Source organism: Vibrio sp. S11_S32 (genome assembly GCF_014694465.1).
Lineage (GTDB): Bacteria > Pseudomonadota > Gammaproteobacteria > Enterobacterales > Vibrionaceae > Vibrio > Vibrio algicola.
The window spans coordinates 65,094-85,627 of the sequence record NZ_JAAUWS010000009.1 but is presented as its reverse complement, the minus strand read 5'-3'; the positions used below and the strand labels follow the sequence as shown (position 1 = coordinate 85,627).

Sequence of the window (20,534 nt, the reverse complement as noted above, 5' to 3'; positions counted from 1 at the left end):
AAATCACTGTAAACAGCCCTTCCCTCCCCCCTACCTATCACGATATAGCGAGTAATTCACCATCAAATCTTATTCTATCTGTAAGATAAAACTGCATAAATATTCACACCATTGATTAATAATTAAGCAATCAGCATTTTTTTGATATGGAGACATAAAAAAACCGAGTCCCTTTGAAGGACTCGGTTTTCAATTTTCTAACTGTTTTAGCTAATTTATAATCATCTTAGCTAATCGCTACATCACGATATTAAGCCAGCAATTCTTGAGCTGTCTCAATCACGTTCTCAACCGTAAAACCAAACATTTTAAATAGCTCACCTGCTGGTGCAGATTCGCCAAATGTTGTCATACCGATGATACGACCATCTAGGCCAACGTACTTGAACCAGAAATCCGCAATGCCCGCTTCAATTGCGATACGCGCTGTTACGTCTGATGGTAATACAGACTCACGGTATGCCGCATCTTGCTTATCAAATGCATCGGTTGATGGCATTGATACAACACGTACTTGCTTGCCTTCCGCGGTGAGTTTCGCTGCCGCTTCTACTGCAAGTTCAACTTCAGAGCCAGTGGCAATCAAGATAAGCTCAGGAGTGCCTACACAATCGTTAAGGATGTAAGCACCTTTAGCGATGTTCGCAACTTGCTCATCAGTACGGGCTTGTTGTGCTAGGTTTTGACGCGAGAAGATAAGCGCAGATGGCGCATCTTTGCGTTCAATCGCCAGTTTCCAAGCAACCGCTGATTCTACTTGGTCACATGGACGCCATGTGCTCATGTTTGGTGTCATGCGCAGTGATGCAATTTGCTCAACCGGTTGGTGAGTTGGGCCATCTTCGCCCAGACCAATAGAATCGTGAGTGTACACTTGGATGTTTTGAATTTTCATCAACGCCGCCATGCGCATTGCGTTACGTGCGTATTCCATAAACATTAGGAATGTCGCGCCGTAAGGAACAAAACCGCCGTGTAGTGCGATACCGTTGATAATTGCTGTCATAGCAAACTCACGCACACCGTAGTGGATATAGTTGCCTGAAGCATCATCAGCAGTCAGTGATTTAGAACCCGACCACATGGTTAGGTTAGACGGTGCAAGGTCAGCCGAGCCGCCCATAAATTCAGGTAGCATTGCGCCAAACGCTTCTAGTGCATTTTGTGATGCTTTACGTGAAGCGATGTTGGCAGGGTTTGCTTGAAGATCAGCAATGATGGCGTTGGCTTTCGCTTCCCAATCATTTGGCAGATCACCAGCAGTACGACGTTTAAATTCAGAAGCAAGTTCTGGGTAAGCCGCGGCATATGCTGCAAACTTCTCATTCCATGCCGCTTCTTTCGCTGCGCCTGCTTCTTTTGCATCCCACTGCGCGTAAATATCAGTTGGGATCTCGAAAGGACCGTGTGCCCAACCAAGTTGTTCTTTGGTTGCTTTGATTTCATCTGCGCCTAGTGGTGCGCCGTGACAATCGTGGGTGCCTGCTTTATTAGGTGAACCAAAACCGATAACCGTTTTAGTACAAATTAAAGTAGGACGTGGATCCGCTTTCGCTGCCGCAATCGCCGCTTCGATAGCATCAGCATCGTGGCCATCAACGCCAGGAATAACATGCCAACCGTACGCTTCAAAACGCTTAGGGGTATCGTCTGCAAACCAGCCTTCAACGTGACCATCGATAGAAATACCGTTGTCATCCCAGAATGCAACCAGTTTACCAAGACCAAGAACGCCCGCTAAAGAACAAGCTTCGTGCGAGATCCCTTCCATCATACAACCGTCGCCAAGGAAGGTGTAAGTGAAGTGATCAACGATGTCGTGACCTTCTTTATTAAATTGTGCCGCTAGAGATTTTTCAGCCAACGCCATACCAACCGCGTTAGTGATACCTTGACCTAGAGGGCCGGTTGTTGTTTCAACGCCAGGTGCATAACCGTATTCTGGGTGACCTGGAGTTTTTGAATGCAATTGACGGAAGTTTTTCAGCTCAGAAATTGGTAGCTCGTAACCTGAAAGGTGAAGCAAAGAATAAATCAGCATAGAACCGTGGCCATTCGAAAGAATGAAACGGTCACGATCAGCCCACTCAGGGTTTTGTGGGTTGTGGTTTAAGTGTGAACGCCAAAGAACTTCAGCGATATCGGCCATCCCCATTGGGGCGCCTGGGTGACCCGAATTGGCTTGTTGAACACCATCCATGCTTAAAGCGCGGATTGCATTTGCTAGATCTTTACGAGACGTCATGTCTGCTCCTGAGTGCATAAGCGAAAATATTTAATATTTAAGGTTGGATAAGCGGGCTAGAATAACCTCAGCCCGCTTGGTCGCCGATATTGTCGCAAAGCCTTACTATGACTGCAAACGTTAAGATCTCGATCTGTTGATTCTGCGCTTTATTTTTTCGCTTTTTATACCTATCACACATTTCACCACATTCAACTGGATTGTAAGTAAAATATAGGGTTAGGCACGCAAACGTTGTCGTATTGGGTCTAAATTTATGCCGTAATTTTAATTTGAACTTTTTTATCGCTATGTCACTGATGTAATCGTTTTCGTAGCCTTGAATTAAAAAAAAGGCTTGTAATTCGAGCAATCAAAACTAGAATAGACGTCTAGATGTAGAAACACCTACAATTTTAACGTTTATTAAAAGACGCGAGCCCTTGTCGTTAACCTCTCTTGACATGTTAACTTTCAATCATGGACGCATCTTTTCTAACTCAATCACGCCATCAAATACTCAATGACGTGGTTTTAAGTGGAGCACACATACATGGCTAAGCATTTATTTACTTCAGAATCTGTATCTGAAGGTCATCCAGACAAAATTGCCGATCAAATTTCTGATGCGGTATTGGATGCAATCCTAGAGCAAGATCCTAAAGCACGTGTGGCGTGTGAAACTTACGTAAAAACCGGTATGGTTATGGTTGGCGGCGAAGTGACGACTTCTGCATGGGTTGATATCGAAGAAATCACTCGTGAAACCGTTCGTGAGATTGGTTACATCCATTCAGATATGGGTTTTGATGCCAACTCTTGCGCCGTATTAAATACCATTGGTAAGCAATCTCCAGACATCAACCAAGGTGTCGATAAAGCCGCTCCTAAAGATCAGGGCGCGGGCGACCAAGGTATTATGTTTGGTTACGCCACCAACGAAACGCCAATTCTAATGCCTGCTCCAATCACTTATTCTCACCTATTAGTGAAGAAGCAAGCTGAAGTTCGTAAAAGCGGCAAGTTGGATTTCTTACGTCCAGATGCGAAATCTCAAGTTACCTTCCAATACGATCAAGGCAAAATTGTCGGTATTGATGCAGTGGTACTTTCAACTCAGCACAGCGATTCAATCTCAACGCCGGATCTACGTGAAGCAGTAATGGAAGAAATCATCAAACCTGTTCTTCCTGAAGAATGGTTAAATAAAGACACTAAGTACTTTATCAATCCAACCGGTCGTTTTGTTATCGGTGGCCCAATGGGTGACTGTGGTTTAACCGGTCGTAAAATTATCGTTGATACCTACGGCGGCGCAGCGCGTCACGGTGGCGGCGCATTCTCTGGTAAAGATCCATCAAAAGTAGACCGTTCAGCGGCTTATGCAGCACGTTATGTAGCAAAAAACATTGTGGCTGCTGGTCTTGCTGATCGCTGTGAAATTCAATTGTCTTACGCGATTGGTGTTGCAGAGCCGACATCTATCATGGTTGAAACCTTTGGCACTGAAAAAGTACCAGCAGACATTATTGTTGAAGCAGTACGTCAACACTTCGACCTACGTCCATACGGCCTACAAGAAATGTTGAACTTGCTACAACCTATCTACAAGAAGACCGCCGCTTATGGTCACTTTGGTCGTGAAGAGTTCCCTTGGGAAGCTACCGACAAAGCCGCTTCATTACGCGCCTTTGCTGGCCTATAAAAGCCACTAAAAATAAAAACAAGCTTAATCAAGCCCTTGCCTTTTTGGTGAGGGCTTTTTGTTTACAGCTATAAAAATAACGGATAAATAATGAGTAATAAATTTGTAATTTAAGCGGATCATGCCAATAGTTAAAGCGTGACGAATCGAGAATCCATAGGAGGATTTATGCCTCGTACCGCCAAATCATCTGATTTCAAAGTGCCAGATAACCAATATGCTCGCACCATCCCATGCAATCATATCGCCACCTTTGCCCCGCTAGGTTGGCTTAAAAAAGGTGCCACCGATTTAATTCATGCCCCTATGGTCAGCCTATTTTACGGACTCTGTTTCGCCTTAGCCGCCGCAGGTATCGAATGGGTAGTTTTCTTACAAGGCTCGCACTTAGTGGTCTTCCCCAGTTTAATTGTTTATATGCTGATCGGTCCGTTTTTAGCATTAGGGCTTTACGATGCCAGTTGGCAAATGGAAAAAAATAACCCACCTAAACTACTGCATTCCATGTTTGCCATTCGGCGTAACTCCGTATCGCAATGGAGCTTTGCAGTGATGCTGTGCGTCGCGATGATCTTTTGGATGCGTATTGCCTCTTTGCTGCATGCCATATACCCCGAAATGCAAGGCGCGCCGCTATCACACTTTATGCCCTTCTTAGTCACAGGTTCGGTGGTCGGGATCATTTTTTCTTGTTTGATTTTTTCTATCTCGGCTTTTTCGATACCTTTAATGATGGAAAGACGGGTCGATGTGATGACCGCTGTCTTTACCAGTTTTAACGCAGTAAAGCACAACTTATCAGCCATGATGGTGTGGGCTGCACTTATTGTGGTGGGGCTCTTGATCGGATTTGCCACCGCAGGGATCGGCATGCTCATCACGATGCCAATCTTAGGTTTTGCCACTTGGCATGGTTATCGAGCCACCATTCAACGTAAACACTGATTTTTATATATCAGGTATAGCGCAACGCTTATATCTTCGATATTCTTCCCCTCCCTACTTTGATCATTAAAGTAGGGATTTTTTATTGGGTATCGTTCTAAACTTAAGGTCAATGATGGCAGGTCGTGATATTCCCGCAGCGTTACTGCAACAGATAAACCAAACCGTGCAACACTGCATGCATAAAGCCGAGCAAGTATTGGACGAGAAGTTTGATCCCCCAAGTGTTCACTATAATGTTCGCGGCAAAGTGGCAGGAAAAGCATATTTGCAGAGCTGGGAAATAAGGCTGAACCCGACTTTATTATTAGAAAATCAAAGCGCTTTTTTACACCAAGTGATCCCGCATGAAATCGCCCATTTACTGACTTACCATCAATTTGGTCGAGTGCGCCCGCATGGTAAAGAGTGGCAAGCGATCATGCTTAAGGTATTTCAACTTAATCCTGATACCCGTCACCAGTTTGATGTCAGTTCAGTACAAGGTAGAACTTTCTCTTATCAATGCCAGTGTCGCCAGTACGATTTATCAATTCGTCGCCATAATAAAGTGATGCGCAACCAAGCTCAATACCACTGCCTTGAATGTAAGCAACAGCTGCAATTAAAAAGCGAGTGCAACTAAAAAACGAATGTCATTAAAAACAACTGAGTGATAACAACATTCCCCACATGAATGAGTAACAATAAATACAAACAAAAATAGAATATAACACCTTGTTTATTTAATAATACAAAATAAATAAGATGAGTAAGCTTAAATATTATATGTAACGCCCTATCTTCATTTGTTTGAGACTACTAATATGTGCGCCTAATACCTTGTGAATTGAAATCATGACTGCTTATAAACATATCCTCGACATCCATCCTAACGCCTGTGTTGTGCATGTTAACTTCCGCCCTCTTTATGCGAATGACGCATTTGCCCGTTTTAGTGGTCTGGAAAGTGCTGAGCAAATTTTAAGCCTTGACTCATTAATGGTATTAATTGATTCAGAAGAACACGCTGACGCTCAAATTCGCTACCAACAAGCAATGGATGAAAAACAAGCCACCCCTGCCAAAATCATCCCCCATACCGATTTATTTGGTAACCCAGCCATCGTCGAAATCACCGATCGCGCAATAATATGGGACGGCCAACCGGCGCTGTGTACTTTCATTACGGTTGTGACCGATAAAATCAAAAAACAACGTCGTTTAAAGAAACTATCGGAGCAAGATGCGTTAACCAATATCCCCAATCGCCGTTACTTGATCAATACCATGAATGAGCATCAACAAAATGGTGTTGCTGAGCAATATTATATGGCGTTGATCGACATTGATTTCTTTAGACGTGTCAACGACCAATACAGTCACTTAGCAGGAGATGCGGTGTTGATCCAATTCTCTGAGTTGCTTGCCGGTTTTTGTGACGAGAGCGATCATCTGGCTCGTCTTGGCGGAGAAGAGTTTGTTTTACTCATAAAATCAAATAACTTAACCAGTGTAGAACAACGAATAGAAAACCTACGCTCTACTGTTGAAACCAATCATTTTATTATTGCCAGTAATGGTAACCATGAAGCGCCACGACTGCGTTGTACGGTTTCAATTGGCGTAACGGACATTGTGCAAGGTGAGCAAACCGACCTCCCTTATGGACGCGCCGATAAAGCCTTGTATCTGGTTAAAAATAGTGGCCGCAACCAAGTTAGAGTCCAACTGGCTCACGACCAAACCTAAACTTAACTTAACAAACCTAAGCTTAACACTGATACGCCCAATCGATTTATCACTTCTCAATCGTGCATTTTGCCCTTGTTTTTTCAGTTAAAAACACCCATGTTAAGGGGAGACTTTTAATCGAATACAGGTTACCGCATGAGAACCCCTAGAATTTACCATCCAGAAACCATTCTGGGACTGGGCGAACTCTCGCTTGCTGACGATGCCGCCGGTCATATTGGCCGCGTATTGCGCATGACAGCAGGACAAGAAATTCTTCTTTTTGATGGCAGTGGCGCAGAATTTCCAGCCATTATATCCGCTGTGTCTAAAAAAAATGTTACGGTTGAATTACACGAACGAATTGAACGCAGCTGTGAATCCCCCCTCAATTTGCATTTAGGGCAAGTGATTTCGCGTGGTGATAAAATGGAGTTCACCATTCAAAAAGCAGTTGAGCTTGGCGTCAATACCATCACCCCTTTAATCTCAGAGCGTTGCGGCGTCAAATTGAATGCCGAACGATTTGAGAAAAAATTACAACAATGGCAGAAAATTGCGATTGCCGCCTGTGAGCAATGTGGCCGTAATGTGGTGCCTGAAGTTCGACCATTAATGCAACTAGAACAATGGTGCGCAGAAGATTATGATGGTCTTAAGCTTAACTTACACCCAAGAGCCAAGTATTCGATCAACACCTTACCGACACCGGTGAGTAAAGTACGCTTATTGATTGGGCCGGAAGGTGGATTATCCGATCCAGAAATCCAAATGACACAAGTGTATCAATTTGAAGAAACCTTGTTAGGTCCGCGCGTTCTACGTACCGAAACGGCAGGTTTATCGGCCATCACCGCGTTACAAGTTCGTTTTGGCGATCTTGGTTAATTACATTCTTTAATTTCTACCGTTACCCTCATCGAGGTTTAAGTAACATTAGCAGGAGAAACACATGAAAATCGGCATCGTAATGGATCCTATCTCATCGATTAATATCAAAAAAGACTCTAGTTTTGCCATGATGTTAGAAGCACAGCGTCGCGGCTGGGAAATCCATTACATGGAAATGGCAGACCTACATCTAGAACAAGGCGTTGCCATTGCCGACACTAAGATTGTCACTTTGATCGACGATCCTGCCAACTGGTATCAATTTGACTCAGAGCAGACCATCGAACTGTCTGAACTTGACGCGGTATTAATGCGTAAAGATCCTCCTTTTGATACTGAGTTTATTTACGCGACTTACATTCTTGAGCGCGCCGAAAATCTTGGTACCTTGATCGTCAATAAACCGCAGAGCTTGCGTGACTGTAATGAAAAATTATTCACCGCTTGGTTCCCAGAGCTCACGCCGACCACACTGGTGACGCGTAAAGATCAAAAAATCAAAGCTTTCCATCAGCAGCATGGCGATGTGATCCTAAAACCACTTGATGGCATGGGCGGCGCGTCTATTTTCCGTGTGAAACAAGGCGATCCAAACGTTTCGGTGATCATTGAAACCTTAACCAACCACGGTCAAAACTACGCGATGGCACAAACGTTTGTACCCGATATTAGTAATGGTGATAAACGTATTTTAGTGGTCGACGGCGAACCTATGCCGTATTGCTTAGCTCGTATTCCAGCTAAAGGCGAAACCCGCGGCAACTTGGCGGCTGGTGGTCGTGGTGAAGCCCGTCCATTAAGTGAAACCGATCTTAAAATTGCTCAAGCGGTGGCGCCAACCCTAAAAGAGAAAGGCCTGATTTTTGTTGGTCTGGATGTTATCGGTGATAAGCTGACGGAAATTAATGTCACTAGTCCAACTTGTATTAAAGAAATTGAAGCGGCATTTGATATTTCAATTACCGGCAAGCTAATGGATGCGATTGAGCGTCGAGTAGCGAATAAATAAGTCGTATGGATGGGTATCATACCTGCTGGTGCTTTCTTTTGAGCTCGGCAGGTTCATTAACGACAGAGAGATACGGAGAAATAAGCGATGTCTGAAGCGAGTATCAATCAAGATAACAGCAATAATGAAATGATGGATTTAACCGATCATTTTCTTATTGCGATGCCAAGCATGGCCGATCCAAACTTCACTCGCACCGTGATCTATGTCTGCGAACATAATGATGAAGGCGCGATGGGGTTAGTCATTAATGCCCCTATTGGTATTGATGTCGGTAACATGCTAAAGCAAATTGAAGTGCAACCTGTACATCCACAAATTTGCACCAAAAGCTTACTCACACCGGTGTTAAATGGCGGCCCTGTTGCCACCGACCGCGGCTTTATTCTGCATAGTTTAAAAGATGAGTACCAATCGAGTATTGATATTAATGGTCAATTGGCGGTCACCACTTCAAAAGATATTTTAACCGTTCTCGGCACCGAAGCGGAGCCAAAACAATACTTAGTTACCTTAGGATACTCTGGTTGGGATGCCGGCCAATTAGAGCAAGAGCTATTGGATAATGTATGGCTTACCACTCCGGCAGACGCGAGTATTATCTTTGATACTCCGGCTCCTTTGCGCTGGAAAAAAGCGGTTCAGTCGCTCGGGATTGATGTTTCGCAACTTTCGATTGAATCGGGCCGCGCGTAAGCTAAACCGACAAAATTCATTTTACCTATTCATCAGAGACGTTTATGAGCAACCAAACCATTATGGCTTTTGATTACGGTACCAAAAGTATTGGCAGCGCCATCGGCCAGACCATTACAGGAACCGCCTCACCACTGAAAGCCTTTAAAGCGGTGGACGGTATTCCTAAATGGGATGAAATCGAAAAGTTGATCAAAGAATGGCAACCAAACTTAATTGTGGTTGGACTGCCGACCGATATGGAAGGTAAGGATCTGACGACTATCACCACTCGCGCTAAAAAGTTTGGTAATCGTTTATTTGGCCGCTTTGGCGTCACCGTTGAAATGCATGATGAACGTTTATCGACTCAAGAAGCGCGCGCTGAGTTATTTTCTATGGGCGGTTATAAAGCATTAACCAAGGGGAATGTCGATTGCCAATCTGCGGTGGTGATTTTAGAGAGTTGGTTTGAAGCGCAATATGGGTAACTGCTCCCATCAGGCTTTAATCTCTTAAAGCCTGATTAACCGGGTTAAAAACAAAGCGAGATTCCCTGTCTATTCGCTTAGGCTCATGCATGGAATGACGTGGTGAACGCACAGCCTCACGCATGGAATGATGATTGATTTAGTAGCAATTTAACCCATATCGATTTTAATGCCTTTGAGTTTCTCACTTTCACCAATCGGTGAATCCACCATAGTTTTTAGCATCATGCGCAGGTCATTGGCAGAATCGGCGCTGTGCATGGCATCATCAAGCGTGATTTTATCTTCTTGCAGCAATTGAAATAAGGCTTGGTCAAAGGTTTGCATCCCAGCATCTTTGGAGTTGAGCATCGTGGTTTTCAATTCGTGCATTTCACCACGGCGGATCAAATCCGACATCCGCGGCGTATTGATCAAAACTTCAAACACCCCATGACGACCTTTTCCATCTTTATCACGTACTAATTGCTGCGCCACCACACCTTTTAGGTTCAAGGATAAATCATATAAGAATTGCTCTTTTTGATCTTTGGGCACTAAATGCAATATCCGTTCAAGCGCTTGGTTGGCGTTATTGGCGTGCAATGTTGCCATACAAAGATGCCCCGTTTCCGCAAAGGTCATGGCATATTCCATCGTTTCTCGGCTACGGATCTCACCAATCAATATCATATCAGGCGCTTGGCGTAATGAGTTTTTAAGGGCGATTTCATAGCTGTCGGTATCAAGCCCAACTTCACGCTGAGTCACAATGCATTTTTTATGTTCATGCACAAACTCAATCGGATCTTCCACCGCTAAAATATGCCCCGTCATGGTGACATTTCGATGGCCGGTCATGGCCGCCATCGAGGTCGATTTACCCGAACCGGTCGCACCAACCACCAGCACCAAGCCACGTTTAGCCGTGCATAAATCTTTCAATATTTCGGGTAAGTGTAAATCGTCCATCGTCGGGATTTTGGTTTCAATCCGGCGGATCACCGCGCCAGGTAATTCACGTTGGAAAAAAGCACTGACACGGAAGCGTCCACTGTCACGCATTATGGCAAAGTTGGACTCGTGTTCACGTTGAAAATCACGCTGGCGATCGCTATCCATCATTTCAAACAATAAAGCCTCTACTGCGCCTTTATCGAGTGCGCCGCCGTGGGCTTTTAATTCACCATCAATCCGAAATAAACACGGCGCTCCGACGGTAAGATAAATATCCGAGGCTTTTGATCCCACCATCATTTCTAAAACTTGATCCAATTGCATCTCGATTAAATCCTTTACTGTTGCATATGAAATTATTGCTGTTGTCTGTGTCTTATAAAATCTCAGCCAACTTAATACGGTGAATCCATACCTTCAATTTTTTGTCTTACTTCATCAGGGTCAACATCGCCTTGCGCCATCAATTGTCGCGCCGCTTGCTCCATAGTTTGCATCCCAGTCGCCGATCCGGTTTGGATCATCGACATCATTTGCGCCACTTTATCTTCACGAATAAGATTTCGAATCGCTGGCGTCGCGATCATAATTTCATGACAAGCTACTCGGCCACCGCCGGTACGCTTAAGCAGTTTTTGCGCCACAACAGCTCGCATTGATTCAGACAACATAGAGCGCACCATATTTTTGTCTGCGCCGGGAAACACATCAATAATACGGTCAATGGTTTTAGCGGCAGAGCTGGTGTGCAAAGTACCAAACACTAAGTGGCCAGTTTCCGCTGCGGTTAACGCTAAACTAATGGTTTCTTTATCACGCAACTCACCCACCAAAATAACATCGGGATCTTCACGTAATGCAGAGCGTAATGCTTCATTAAAGCCATGAGTATCGCGATGCACTTCACGTTGGTTAATTAAGCATTTATGATTGGAGTGAGTAAATTCAATTGGATCTTCAATGGTGAGAATATGTTTTTTCTGATTACGGTTAATATGATCGACCATCGCCGCCAGTGTCGTCGATTTACCCGAACCGGTAGGGCCTGTAACTAATACTAGTCCCTTTTCATAGTTCACCATTTGATGGAAGATCTCTGGTGCGCCAATATCTTCTAAGGTTGGAATTTTCATCGGAATAGTACGAAACACCGCCGCACAACCGCGCGCTTGGTTAAAAGCATTAACACGAAAACGTCCTACGTTCGGCAATTCAAAAGAAAAATCAATTTCGAGCTTTTCTTCATATTCACTGCGCTGAGCATCATTCATAATATCAAACACTAAAGTGTGCACTTCTGAATGTGAAAAAGCATCCATTTCGAGCTTTCTCATATCACCATCAATGCGCAACATCGGCGGAACGCCAGCAGAAAGATGTAGATCTGATGCATTATGCTTTACACTAAAATCCAATAACTCAGCGATATTCATTACTATTCCTTACCGAAACCAAAATTATGTATACTATTCAAAACAATATAGAACACATTAATGGGCTAATACGCACCGCAGAAGAAAAATTCTCACGCCAACCACATTCGGTGCAATTGCTTGCGGTCAGCAAAACCAAACCAATTGAAGCATTGGAACAGGCAATTGCATCAGGGCAGCGTCAGTTTGGCGAAAACTATGTTCAAGAGGGAGTGGATAAAATTCACCACTTCAATGAGCACTATAACCAGACTGAGCTTGAATGGCACTTTATTGGACCAATTCAATCCAATAAAACTCGACTCATCGCAGAAAACTTTGATTGGGTTCACTCAATTGACCGTGAAAAAATAGCGCAGCGTCTCAACGATCAGCGAATCAACCTCGCACCTTTGCAAGTCTTAATTCAAGTCAACACCAGTGGTGAAGCCTCTAAATCAGGGATTGACCATGCCCAAACTTTTGCACTAGCACAGTTGATAAATGACCTGCCTAACCTCACATTAAGAGGATTGATGTCGATTCCTGAAAATGTATCGGATTATGCTTCTCAATTGGCCGCTTTTGAGCATTTGAAAAACCTGCAATTACAACTGCAGCAGCATTACCCTCAAGTCGATACTTTATCAATGGGCATGAGCGGTGATATGCAAGCGGCGATTGAAGCTGGCAGCACCATGGTCAGAATTGGTACCGCTATTTTTGGTGAGCGTCATTACCCGACGGCTAAAGAATGAGTCTGCTTCTAAATTATGAACTAACGTCTACATAATGGGTTAGCCTTTAAATAATTGGTTCGCTTAATGTAACAATATTAGTCGCTAAAAATGGCATTTATCAGGCATAATTACCGTTATAAACCGAACAGCATTATCAGCAAAAAGGATGATTTTACATGGAACAACGCAAAATTAGCTTTATTGGCTCGGGCAACATGGCTCGTTCTATTTTCGCCGGTATGCTATCGAGTGGTTACAAAGCCAAAAACATTACCGCTACTGGCCGTGATGAGGCTAAATTAAACGATCTCAGCGATTGTTATGGTATTCATACTACGACAGATAATATTAGCGCGGTTGAAACCGCAGATGTGATTATTTTAGCGGTAAAACCACAAATGATGGCCGATGTTTGCGCTGCGTTTAGCGGCATAAATTTAAGCAACAAGCTGATAATCTCGATTGCTGCTGGCATTTCAGCGCAACGATTAAATCAAATGCTTGGTCAAAGCGTTAATTTAGTACGAGTGATGCCCAATACACCATCATTAGTTGGTAAAGGTATGAGTGGTCTTTATGCTACTCCGCAAGTATCCAGTGCCGATAAGCAATTTTCTGGCGATTTAATGTCGAAGGTGGGTGAGATTTGTTGGGTAGAACAAGAGTCTGGTATTAATAATATTATTGCTGCTGCGGGTAGCGCTCCGGCATACTTCTTCTTGTTTATGGAAGCGATGCAGCAAGAAGCGATTGCCCAAGGTTTTGATCAAGATACCGCGCGCCTTTTAGTACAGCAAGCTGCATTGGGCGCCGCTGAAATGGTGGTGGCAAATCCTGAGTTAGAACTATCGACCCTGCGCGAACAAGTGACCTCTAAAGGCGGCACCACGGCCGAAGCGCTGCGCACCTTTAATGACTGTCACCTTTCGACCATTGTGGCCAAAGCGATGCAAGCGGCAGTCCGTCGCGCTGAAGAAATGGAAAAACAAATTTAAGATCGTTATTGAAAAACAGATAAAAGCGAGATCCCCTATCTGCTCGCGTTACTCGCGTATCGGATGATGGCGTTCTGTTTACAATGCTCAAATATTCATCCTGGTTTAGCAACAACAAAATCAGCTAGGAAAAAAGAGAGTGCGTCATCTCGGAAACGACGAAGGAGTTATCCGTGATCTCGCTGTTAATTTTAATCTCAACCAAGGTTTTACATAAATGAACTCAGTTAACTTTTTAGTCTCAACGGCTTTTGATATTTATATCATGGTGGTGATCTTACGTGTGTGGCTACAACTGGCTCGCGCCGATTTTTATAACCCGTTCTCACAATCAATCGTCAAGGCGACTCAACCTATCATCGCCCCACTGCGCCGCATTATTCCATCGATTGGTAATGTAGACTTAGCGACGGTGATCTTTGCCTATGTTTTAAGCGTCCTCAAATTTGTAATTTTAACCATGATTGGCAGTGGTCAATTTATGTTTGATGTTGGCTTCCTTATCTTCGGCGCTATCGCATTAGTCAAAGCCGTGGGTGGATTATTATTCTGGATCTTATTATTGCGCGCAATTTTAAGCTGGGTCAGCCAAGGTCGCAGCCCAGTTGAATATGTGATGATGCAATTAACCGAACCACTATTGGCACCAATCCGCCGCATTCTTCCTCCTATGGGCGGTTTTGATCTGAGCTTACTGGTATTGTTCTTAGTTCTGCAATTTGCTAACTACTTGATGGGCGACCTTATTGGCGCTATTTGGTATCAACTATAGTGAATGCCGTTTATTACGTACAAGATGACCTTATTGTGCGTATTTACGTTCAACCCAAAGCCAGCCGCGATCAAATCGTCGGCTTGCATGGGGAAGAATTAAAAATTGCCATCACCGCGCCGCCGGTTGATGGCAAAGCAAACGCACACTTATCGAAGTATTTAGCCAAGCAATTTAAAGTATCAAAAGGCTCGATCTGTATCGAAAAAGGTGAACTCGGTCGACATAAACAAGTTCGAGTATGCTCACCAAAGCTTATACCCGACACCATTGCCGAGTTACTCAAGCAAGAAGAGTCTTAAATTTGAAATCAAAGGAAAGCACAATGAAAAAATGGATGTTATTACACAAATGGATGCTATTAACCTTATGCGCTTTGTTTTCACTTCCAAGTCATGCCGAACAATTTAAAACCATCAAGAATAGCGAAATTCATTATTCTGCGTTTAATTCGACCTTGATCACTGCCGATGTGGCAACTCAATATCAACTCAAGCGTAATGGTCACTCCGCAATTTTAAATATCAGTGTGTTAGATAAATCTAAACTGGGCAAACCTGCCGTCGATGCTAAAATTTCTGGCAGCGCTAAAAACCTACTTGGGCAAACCAAGACACTTGAATTTAAACAAATCAAAGAAGGTAAGGCGATTTATTACTTGGCGCAGTTTGCCATTTCCGATCAAGAAAACTTAACCTTTAATATCAATATTGATGCGGGTGCTACCGGCAGCGGCCCGATTAGCTTCACGCAAAAATTTTATGTGGAAGAGTAATTCTATACCCAAAGTAATTGAAGTTGCAGTGAGTTAGCGCAGCTAACAAAGCTGCAGCTTCAAGTAAGACGGGTATAATCATATTTGGCATCACTATGGTCGATAAAACAGACTCAGATGGCATAGATATTAACAATTAGATATTAACGGTTAAATACTTAACCCCGTTTAATCACCACATTTATTCCATCAAATTTAATAATACGATGCAGGATCTCTCATGAAAAAACTCGTACTCGCCACTGGCAACCAAGGCAAAGTGAAAGAAATGGCCAGTTTATTAGCCGACTTTGGATTTGATGTACACGCTCAAAGCGAATTCAATCTTATCGAAGCGGAAGAGACAGGCACCACTTTTATTGAAAACGCCATTATCAAAGCGCGTCATGCCGCCAAAGAAACAGGTTTACCTGCGATTGCCGATGACTCAGGCTTAGAAGTTGATTACCTACAAGGGGCGCCAGGTATTTATTCAGCCCGTTATGCCGGAGCCGATGCCAGCGATCAGCAAAACCTTGAAAAACTATTAGCCGCGATGAAAGATGTCCCCGCCCAGCAACGCAGCGCACGTTTTCATTGTGTCTTAGTGGTAATGAAACATGCCGATGATCCAACCCCGTTGGTTTGTCATGGGGTATGGGAAGGAAAAATCTTAACTGAAGCGATGGGCGAACACGGCTTTGGCTACGATCCAATCTTTTGGGTGCCAGAGGATCAATGCTCCTCTGCCGAACTTGAACCTATGCGTAAAAAACAATTATCCCATCGCGGAAAAGCGTTAAAATCACTCTTTACTCAAATGGCCGATCAGCCGTTTTTTAACTCATAATATCTTCTATCAAATCAACACATCCTAAAGTCATTGACGTTGTCGAGAGAAACAAACGACAACGTCAATAACCCCAAATTAAGGCGACAACGTGCTAACACCTCCTCCATTGAGCTTATATGTCCACATTCCTTGGTGTGTACAAAAATGCCCATATTGCGACTTTAACTCTCACGCCCAAAAAGGTGAGATCCCAGAAAGTCAGTACATCGACGCCTTATTAGAAGATTTACAGCTCGATATTGAGCATTATCAATTAGCGCAAGCATCGACTGCGCCGCGACGGTTGCATTCAATATTTATTGGAGGCGGCACGCCAAGTCTGATCTCGCCACCAGGCATCGGCCGATTATTACAAGGGATCGAAGCACAGATCGGTTTTGAAGATAATATAGAGATCACTATGGAAGCCAACCCCGGCACGATTGAAGCTGAGCGTTTTGCTCAATTTCAGTTACAAGGGGTGAATCGGATATCAATTGGGGTGCAAAGTTTCGAAGATGAAAAACTGCAAGCTTTAGGTCGAATTCATGGTAAGCAAGAAGCGATCAATGCCGCGCATCTCGCGCATAAAATTGGCTTAAACAGTTTTAACCTCGATTTAATGCATGGCCTTCCTAATCAAAGCCAGCAACAAGCTTTAGATGATCTCGACAAAGCGATTGAGCTCAATCCGTATCATTTGTCTTGGTATCAATTAACGATTGAACCGAACACCTTGTTTTATTCAAAGCCACCAACATTGCCCGATGATGATGATTTATGGGATATTTTTGAACAAGGCCACCAGCGCTTAACTAATGCCGGTTATGTTCAATATGAAATATCAGGCTACAGCAAGCCTGGCTATCAATGCCGTCATAACTTAAATTATTGGCACTTTGGTGACTACCTTGGTATTGGTTGTGGCTCGCACGGTAAACTCAGTTTTGCCGATGGACGCATTATTCGCACGACCAAAATTAAACACCCAAAAGGCTATTTAGCGGCTTATCAAAACTTAGTGAAACCTTACCGAGACACTGAAATTTTGGTCGAGCCCGTTGATCGCCCGTTCGAATATTTTATGAATCGTTTTCGCTTAATTGAAAGTTGCCCGAAAGCCGAATTTATTGCACGCACCGGAATGGCACTGGCGGAGATTGAAAGCGACATATCCACAGCCATTGAGCAAGGTTATCTAACTCAAACCGACACGGACTGGCAAGTGACTCAAAAAGGAAAGCTTTTCTTTAATGACTTAGTTGCGCTGTTTGTAGAAGATGAAGAATAAAAAAGCACTGAATCTCTTGGTTTAAGATAAAGAGATCCAGCGCTATTTAAATTAAAGAGAATCGCTATCTAAAAAATTGAACGACCTAATTGGTTTGATAACATTTCTAAAGCCGCGGTTCCTGCCAGTGAATTACCGGATTTATCCAACTCTGGTGACCAAACTGCGATGCTCATTTCGCCAGGGATCACCGCAACGATCCCACCGCCTACACCCGATTTACCCGGCATGCCAACCCGAAAAGCAAATTCACCTGCGCCATCGTATAAACCACAAGTGGCTAATAGTGCATTTAAGCGTTTGGTTTGATTGGGTTGAATAATTTGTTTACCGGTTTGTACCGATTGACCTTTATTGGCTAGATAACTAAAAGTTTTGGCTAAATCGACACAACTCATTTTTAACGCACAGGCATGAAAATAATTATTGAGTACAGGGATCACTTCATTATCAAAATTACCAAATGAACGCATTAAATAGGCGATTGCCGCATTACGATCACTGTGCTGCATTTCAGAGAACGCCACGACTTTGTCGTACACAATATCAGTATCACCGGACAGCTTACGGGTAAAATCCAATAAGCGCTGACGCGGCGCGGCAAGACGGGTTTGCAGCATATCCGCCACCACAATCGCGCCAGCATTAATAAACGGATTGCGCGGAATACCTTGCTCAACTTCAAGCTGGATCATCGAATTAAACGCCTGCCCCGATGGCTCTTTTCCTACTCGTGACCAGATCTCTTCTGGCTGATATAACTGCATGGCAAGCGTCAAGCTCAGCGCTTTAGAAATCGATTGAATCGAGAAAGCTTCATCGGCATCACCAGCTTTGATCACTTCTCCATCGTTGGTATAGATAGCAATACCAAGCTTATCATTGGGAATACAAGCCAACGCAGGGATGTAATTGGCGACCTTTCCCTTGCCAATAAGAGGACGAACTTGATAGAGAATATTTGATAATAATTCAGGGGTGGCTTGAGGCATGGAACTCTCCTTTAAGGGCAAAAAAGCCAGCATTAGAGGCTGGCTTTTGGTTTTATTCTATATGACTTCAACTAACTGATATCAATAAGCCATTAAGCCGTGTGGCGGTATTTAATATCCCACACGCCGTGACCTAAACGATGGCCGCGAGCTTCAAACTTAGTCAGTGGTCGCTCATCTGGACGAGCAATAAAATCACCATCGCTCGCGATATTTTCAAAACCTGGCGCCGCGTTCATCACTTCAACCATGTGTTCGGCGTAATTTTCCCAATCTGTCGCCATATGGAAAATGCCTTCATTCAACACTAGCTTATTGCGGATCATCTCAGCAAAGCTTAATTGAACGATGCGACGTTTATGATGACGCGCTTTATGCCAAGGATCTGGGAAGAATAGCTGCAAGGTTAGCACGCTATTATCAGGGATCATGTGTTCAAACACTTCGACTGCATCATGGCACATCACGCGTAAATTGGTGACGCCGGCTTCTTGCGCAGAAGCTAAACAAGCGCCAACACCAGGGCTGTGCACTTCAATACCTAAGAAGTTTTTCTCAGGGGCATTTTTTGCCATTTCAACCAATGATGCGCCCATACCAAAACCGATTTCAAGCACAACAGGGTTATTGTTGCCAAACACTTCATTCCAATCAAGACGTTGCTCGATAAAGTCGATGCCCATAGTTGGCCAGCAATCATTAATCGCGTTTTCTTGACCTTTGGTTAAGCGCCCTTCACGGCGAACAAAACTGCGAATTCGTCTTACAATTTTGCCATCTTCGGTTAATTGGGGTTTGGTTACTTCTGTCATGATTTCGCCTGAAGGTTTAAGTTTAAAAAAGAGAATAAAAGATGATTCAAGATAATTGGCGTTGCCGCGGCAAGTATCAAGAATATAAGTGGCGAATTATCCCAAGATACGCCCAAGGTGCAAGCTTTTATCCACAATATTGGTGATTTTATTTACATCCGGTTTACTTAATAACCTAGGTATGATGCAATCGGCGCTCAAGAATAAAACCATATAGAGCATGTTGTGACCCAATTCTCCCAAGCCATTTTGCAGTGGTATAAAAACTATGGCCGTAAAACCCTACCTTGGCAACAACACAAAACCGCTTATAAGGTCTGGTTATCGGAAATCATGTTGCAACAAACTCAAGTGACTACGGTTATTCCCTACTTTCATCGCTTTCTCGAGCGCTTCCCAACAGTAAACGATTTAGCCAACGCCCATCAAGATGAAGTATTGCACCTTTGGACTGGTCTGGGTTATTACGCTCGCGCGCGCAACTTACATAAAGCGGCAAAGATGGTACAACAGCAATATCAAGGCGAATTCCCACTCGATATTGAGCAAATGAATGCCCTACCCGGTATTGGTCGTTCGACTGCGGCAGCTATCTTATCTTCCGTTTATAAGCAGCCCCACGCAATTTTAGACGGTAATGTAAAACGCACCTTAGCGCGTTGTTTTGCGATTGAAGGTTGGCCAGGGCAAAAAATAGTTGAGAATCAATTATGGCAAATAGCGGAGCAACACACGCCAGCATTAGATGTCGACAAATACAATCAAGCCATGATGGATATGGGTGCGATAGTGTGTACTCGCTCTAAGCCTAAGTGTGACTTATGCCCTGTGGCTAATATGTGTCAAGCCAAAGCTCAATTACGCCAAACTGACTTTCCGGGTAAAAAACCTAAAAAAGTCAAACCAATCAAAGAAACTTGGTTTGTAATGTTGCATTACCAAGGAAAGGTATGGCTGGAACAAAGGCCACAATCTGGTATTTGGGGCGGATTATTTTGTTTCCCTCAACATGACACTGCCGAGGTTGAACATCAATTAGACTTGCGTTCTATTACAGAACCTATGATTAACAGTAAGCAAGTACTTACCGCATTTCGTCATACTTTTAGTCATTATCACCTCGATATTACTCCTATCTTGATTAATTTAACCCGTGAACCGAGTTTGGTGATGGAAGATAAGCAAGGTCTTTGGTATAACTTACCACAACAAAATAATGCTCCCGTGCAAGAGATCGGTTTAGCGGCACCAGTCAAGCAACTGCTGCATCTACTTTCTTTTGAATGTAACACCGCTATCTTTTGAATTTAAGATGGTTATGTCATTAAGCGAGCGCCCCCTTTAT

General features: G+C 43.6%; 21 protein-coding genes. 16 read left to right on the top strand and 5 right to left on the bottom strand.

What is annotated here, in order from left to right; all coding sequences use genetic code 11:
• Positions 1–250 precede the first annotated feature (250 nt).
• Positions 251–2,245: a transketolase gene (gene tkt, locus HC723_RS07345; protein ID WP_153446258.1), complete on the bottom strand. Its 1,995-nt coding sequence runs from the start codon at positions 2,243–2,245 to the stop codon at positions 251–253.
• Between the two features lie 532 nt (positions 2,246–2,777).
• Between tkt and metK the strand changes: the two genes are divergently transcribed.
• The 8 genes from metK (at position 2,778) to ruvX (ending at position 9,653) form a co-directional block, all read left to right on the top strand.
• Entirely contained in the window at positions 2,778–3,929 is a 1,152-nt protein-coding gene (metK, locus tag HC723_RS07340) for a methionine adenosyltransferase (protein ID WP_190338640.1), read from the top strand.
• Positions 3,930–4,097: 168 nt separating this feature from the next.
• Positions 4,098–4,874 carry a DUF2189 domain-containing protein gene (locus HC723_RS07335; RefSeq protein ID WP_190338639.1) on the top strand — a complete coding sequence of 259 codons (777 nt, stop codon included), beginning with the start codon at positions 4,098–4,100 and terminating at the stop codon, positions 4,872–4,874.
• Positions 4,875–4,989: 115 nt separating this feature from the next.
• On the top strand, positions 4,990–5,499 hold the full coding sequence (locus tag HC723_RS07330; protein ID WP_153448118.1) for a SprT family zinc-dependent metalloprotease: 510 nt from the start codon (positions 4,990–4,992) through the stop codon (positions 5,497–5,499).
• A 212-nt stretch (positions 5,500–5,711) separates the two neighbouring features.
• A complete protein-coding gene (locus HC723_RS07325; protein WP_190338638.1) occupies positions 5,712–6,605 on the top strand; it encodes a GGDEF domain-containing protein in 894 nt (297 codons plus the stop codon).
• 138 nt (positions 6,606–6,743) lie between these two features.
• Positions 6,744–7,475, top strand: a complete 732-nt coding sequence (gene rsmE, locus HC723_RS07320; protein WP_190338637.1) for a 16S rRNA (uracil(1498)-N(3))-methyltransferase — start codon at positions 6,744–6,746, stop codon at positions 7,473–7,475.
• Positions 7,476–7,539: 64 nt separating this feature from the next.
• The gene (gshB, locus tag HC723_RS07315; RefSeq protein ID WP_153446250.1) at positions 7,540–8,487 is read left to right on the top strand and encodes a glutathione synthase; all 948 of its coding nucleotides are present in this window, start codon (positions 7,540–7,542) and stop codon (positions 8,485–8,487) included.
• 132 nt (positions 8,488–8,619) lie between these two features.
• The gene (locus HC723_RS07310) at positions 8,620–9,183 is read left to right on the top strand and encodes a YqgE/AlgH family protein (protein WP_190338649.1); all 564 of its coding nucleotides are present in this window, start codon (positions 8,620–8,622) and stop codon (positions 9,181–9,183) included.
• A 44-nt stretch (positions 9,184–9,227) separates the two neighbouring features.
• Positions 9,228–9,653, top strand: coding sequence for a Holliday junction resolvase RuvX (gene ruvX, locus HC723_RS07305; RefSeq protein WP_153446249.1), 426 nt, complete (start codon positions 9,228–9,230; stop codon positions 9,651–9,653).
• Positions 9,654–9,803: 150 nt separating this feature from the next.
• Here ruvX and HC723_RS07300 read toward each other — a convergent pair whose 3' ends face one another.
• Positions 9,804–10,913 carry a PilT/PilU family type 4a pilus ATPase gene (locus HC723_RS07300; RefSeq protein WP_190338636.1) on the bottom strand — a complete coding sequence of 370 codons (1,110 nt, stop codon included), beginning with the start codon at positions 10,911–10,913 and terminating at the stop codon, positions 9,804–9,806.
• A gap of 71 nt (positions 10,914–10,984) precedes the next feature.
• Positions 10,985–12,022, bottom strand: a complete 1,038-nt coding sequence (locus HC723_RS07295) for a type IV pilus twitching motility protein PilT (RefSeq protein ID WP_153446246.1) — start codon at positions 12,020–12,022, stop codon at positions 10,985–10,987.
• Between the two features lie 26 nt (positions 12,023–12,048).
• On the opposite strand from HC723_RS07295, the gene HC723_RS07290 reads away from it, so the two are divergent.
• The 7 genes from HC723_RS07290 (at position 12,049) to hemW (ending at position 17,385) form a co-directional block, all read left to right on the top strand.
• Entirely contained in the window at positions 12,049–12,759 is a 711-nt protein-coding gene (locus HC723_RS07290) for a YggS family pyridoxal phosphate-dependent enzyme (protein ID WP_190338635.1), read from the top strand.
• Positions 12,760–12,917: 158 nt separating this feature from the next.
• Complete coding sequence (proC, locus tag HC723_RS07285) at positions 12,918–13,736, top strand: pyrroline-5-carboxylate reductase (RefSeq protein ID WP_153446242.1); 819 nt, start codon at positions 12,918–12,920, stop codon at positions 13,734–13,736.
• A 217-nt stretch (positions 13,737–13,953) separates the two neighbouring features.
• Entirely contained in the window at positions 13,954–14,508 is a 555-nt protein-coding gene (locus HC723_RS07280) for a YggT family protein (protein WP_153446241.1), read from the top strand.
• Positions 14,508–14,810, top strand: coding sequence for a DUF167 family protein YggU (gene yggU / locus HC723_RS07275; RefSeq protein ID WP_407701685.1), 303 nt, complete (start codon positions 14,508–14,510; stop codon positions 14,808–14,810). Before HC723_RS07280 ends, yggU begins: the two co-directional genes overlap by 1 nt.
• 53 nt (positions 14,811–14,863) lie before the next feature.
• On the top strand, positions 14,864–15,283 hold the full coding sequence (locus tag HC723_RS07270) for a DUF4426 domain-containing protein (protein WP_446751393.1): 420 nt from the start codon (positions 14,864–14,866) through the stop codon (positions 15,281–15,283).
• Positions 15,284–15,503: 220 nt separating this feature from the next.
• A complete protein-coding gene (locus HC723_RS07265) occupies positions 15,504–16,112 on the top strand; it encodes an XTP/dITP diphosphatase (protein WP_153446239.1) in 609 nt (202 codons plus the stop codon).
• Between the two features lie 91 nt (positions 16,113–16,203).
• On the top strand, positions 16,204–17,385 hold the full coding sequence (hemW, locus tag HC723_RS07260; protein ID WP_153446237.1) for a radical SAM family heme chaperone HemW: 1,182 nt from the start codon (positions 16,204–16,206) through the stop codon (positions 17,383–17,385).
• 68 nt (positions 17,386–17,453) lie between these two features.
• On the opposite strand, the gene glsB is transcribed toward hemW, so the two are convergent.
• On the bottom strand, positions 17,454–18,377 hold the full coding sequence (gene glsB / locus HC723_RS07255; protein WP_190338634.1) for a glutaminase B: 924 nt from the start codon (positions 18,375–18,377) through the stop codon (positions 17,454–17,456).
• A 92-nt stretch (positions 18,378–18,469) separates the two neighbouring features.
• Entirely contained in the window at positions 18,470–19,189 is a 720-nt protein-coding gene (trmB, locus tag HC723_RS07250; protein WP_153446234.1) for a tRNA (guanosine(46)-N7)-methyltransferase TrmB, read from the bottom strand.
• A gap of 225 nt (positions 19,190–19,414) precedes the next feature.
• Between trmB and mutY the strand changes: the two genes are divergently transcribed.
• On the top strand, positions 19,415–20,494 hold the full coding sequence (gene mutY, locus HC723_RS07245) for an A/G-specific adenine glycosylase (protein ID WP_190338633.1): 1,080 nt from the start codon (positions 19,415–19,417) through the stop codon (positions 20,492–20,494).
• Positions 20,495–20,534: the final 40 nt, after the last annotated feature.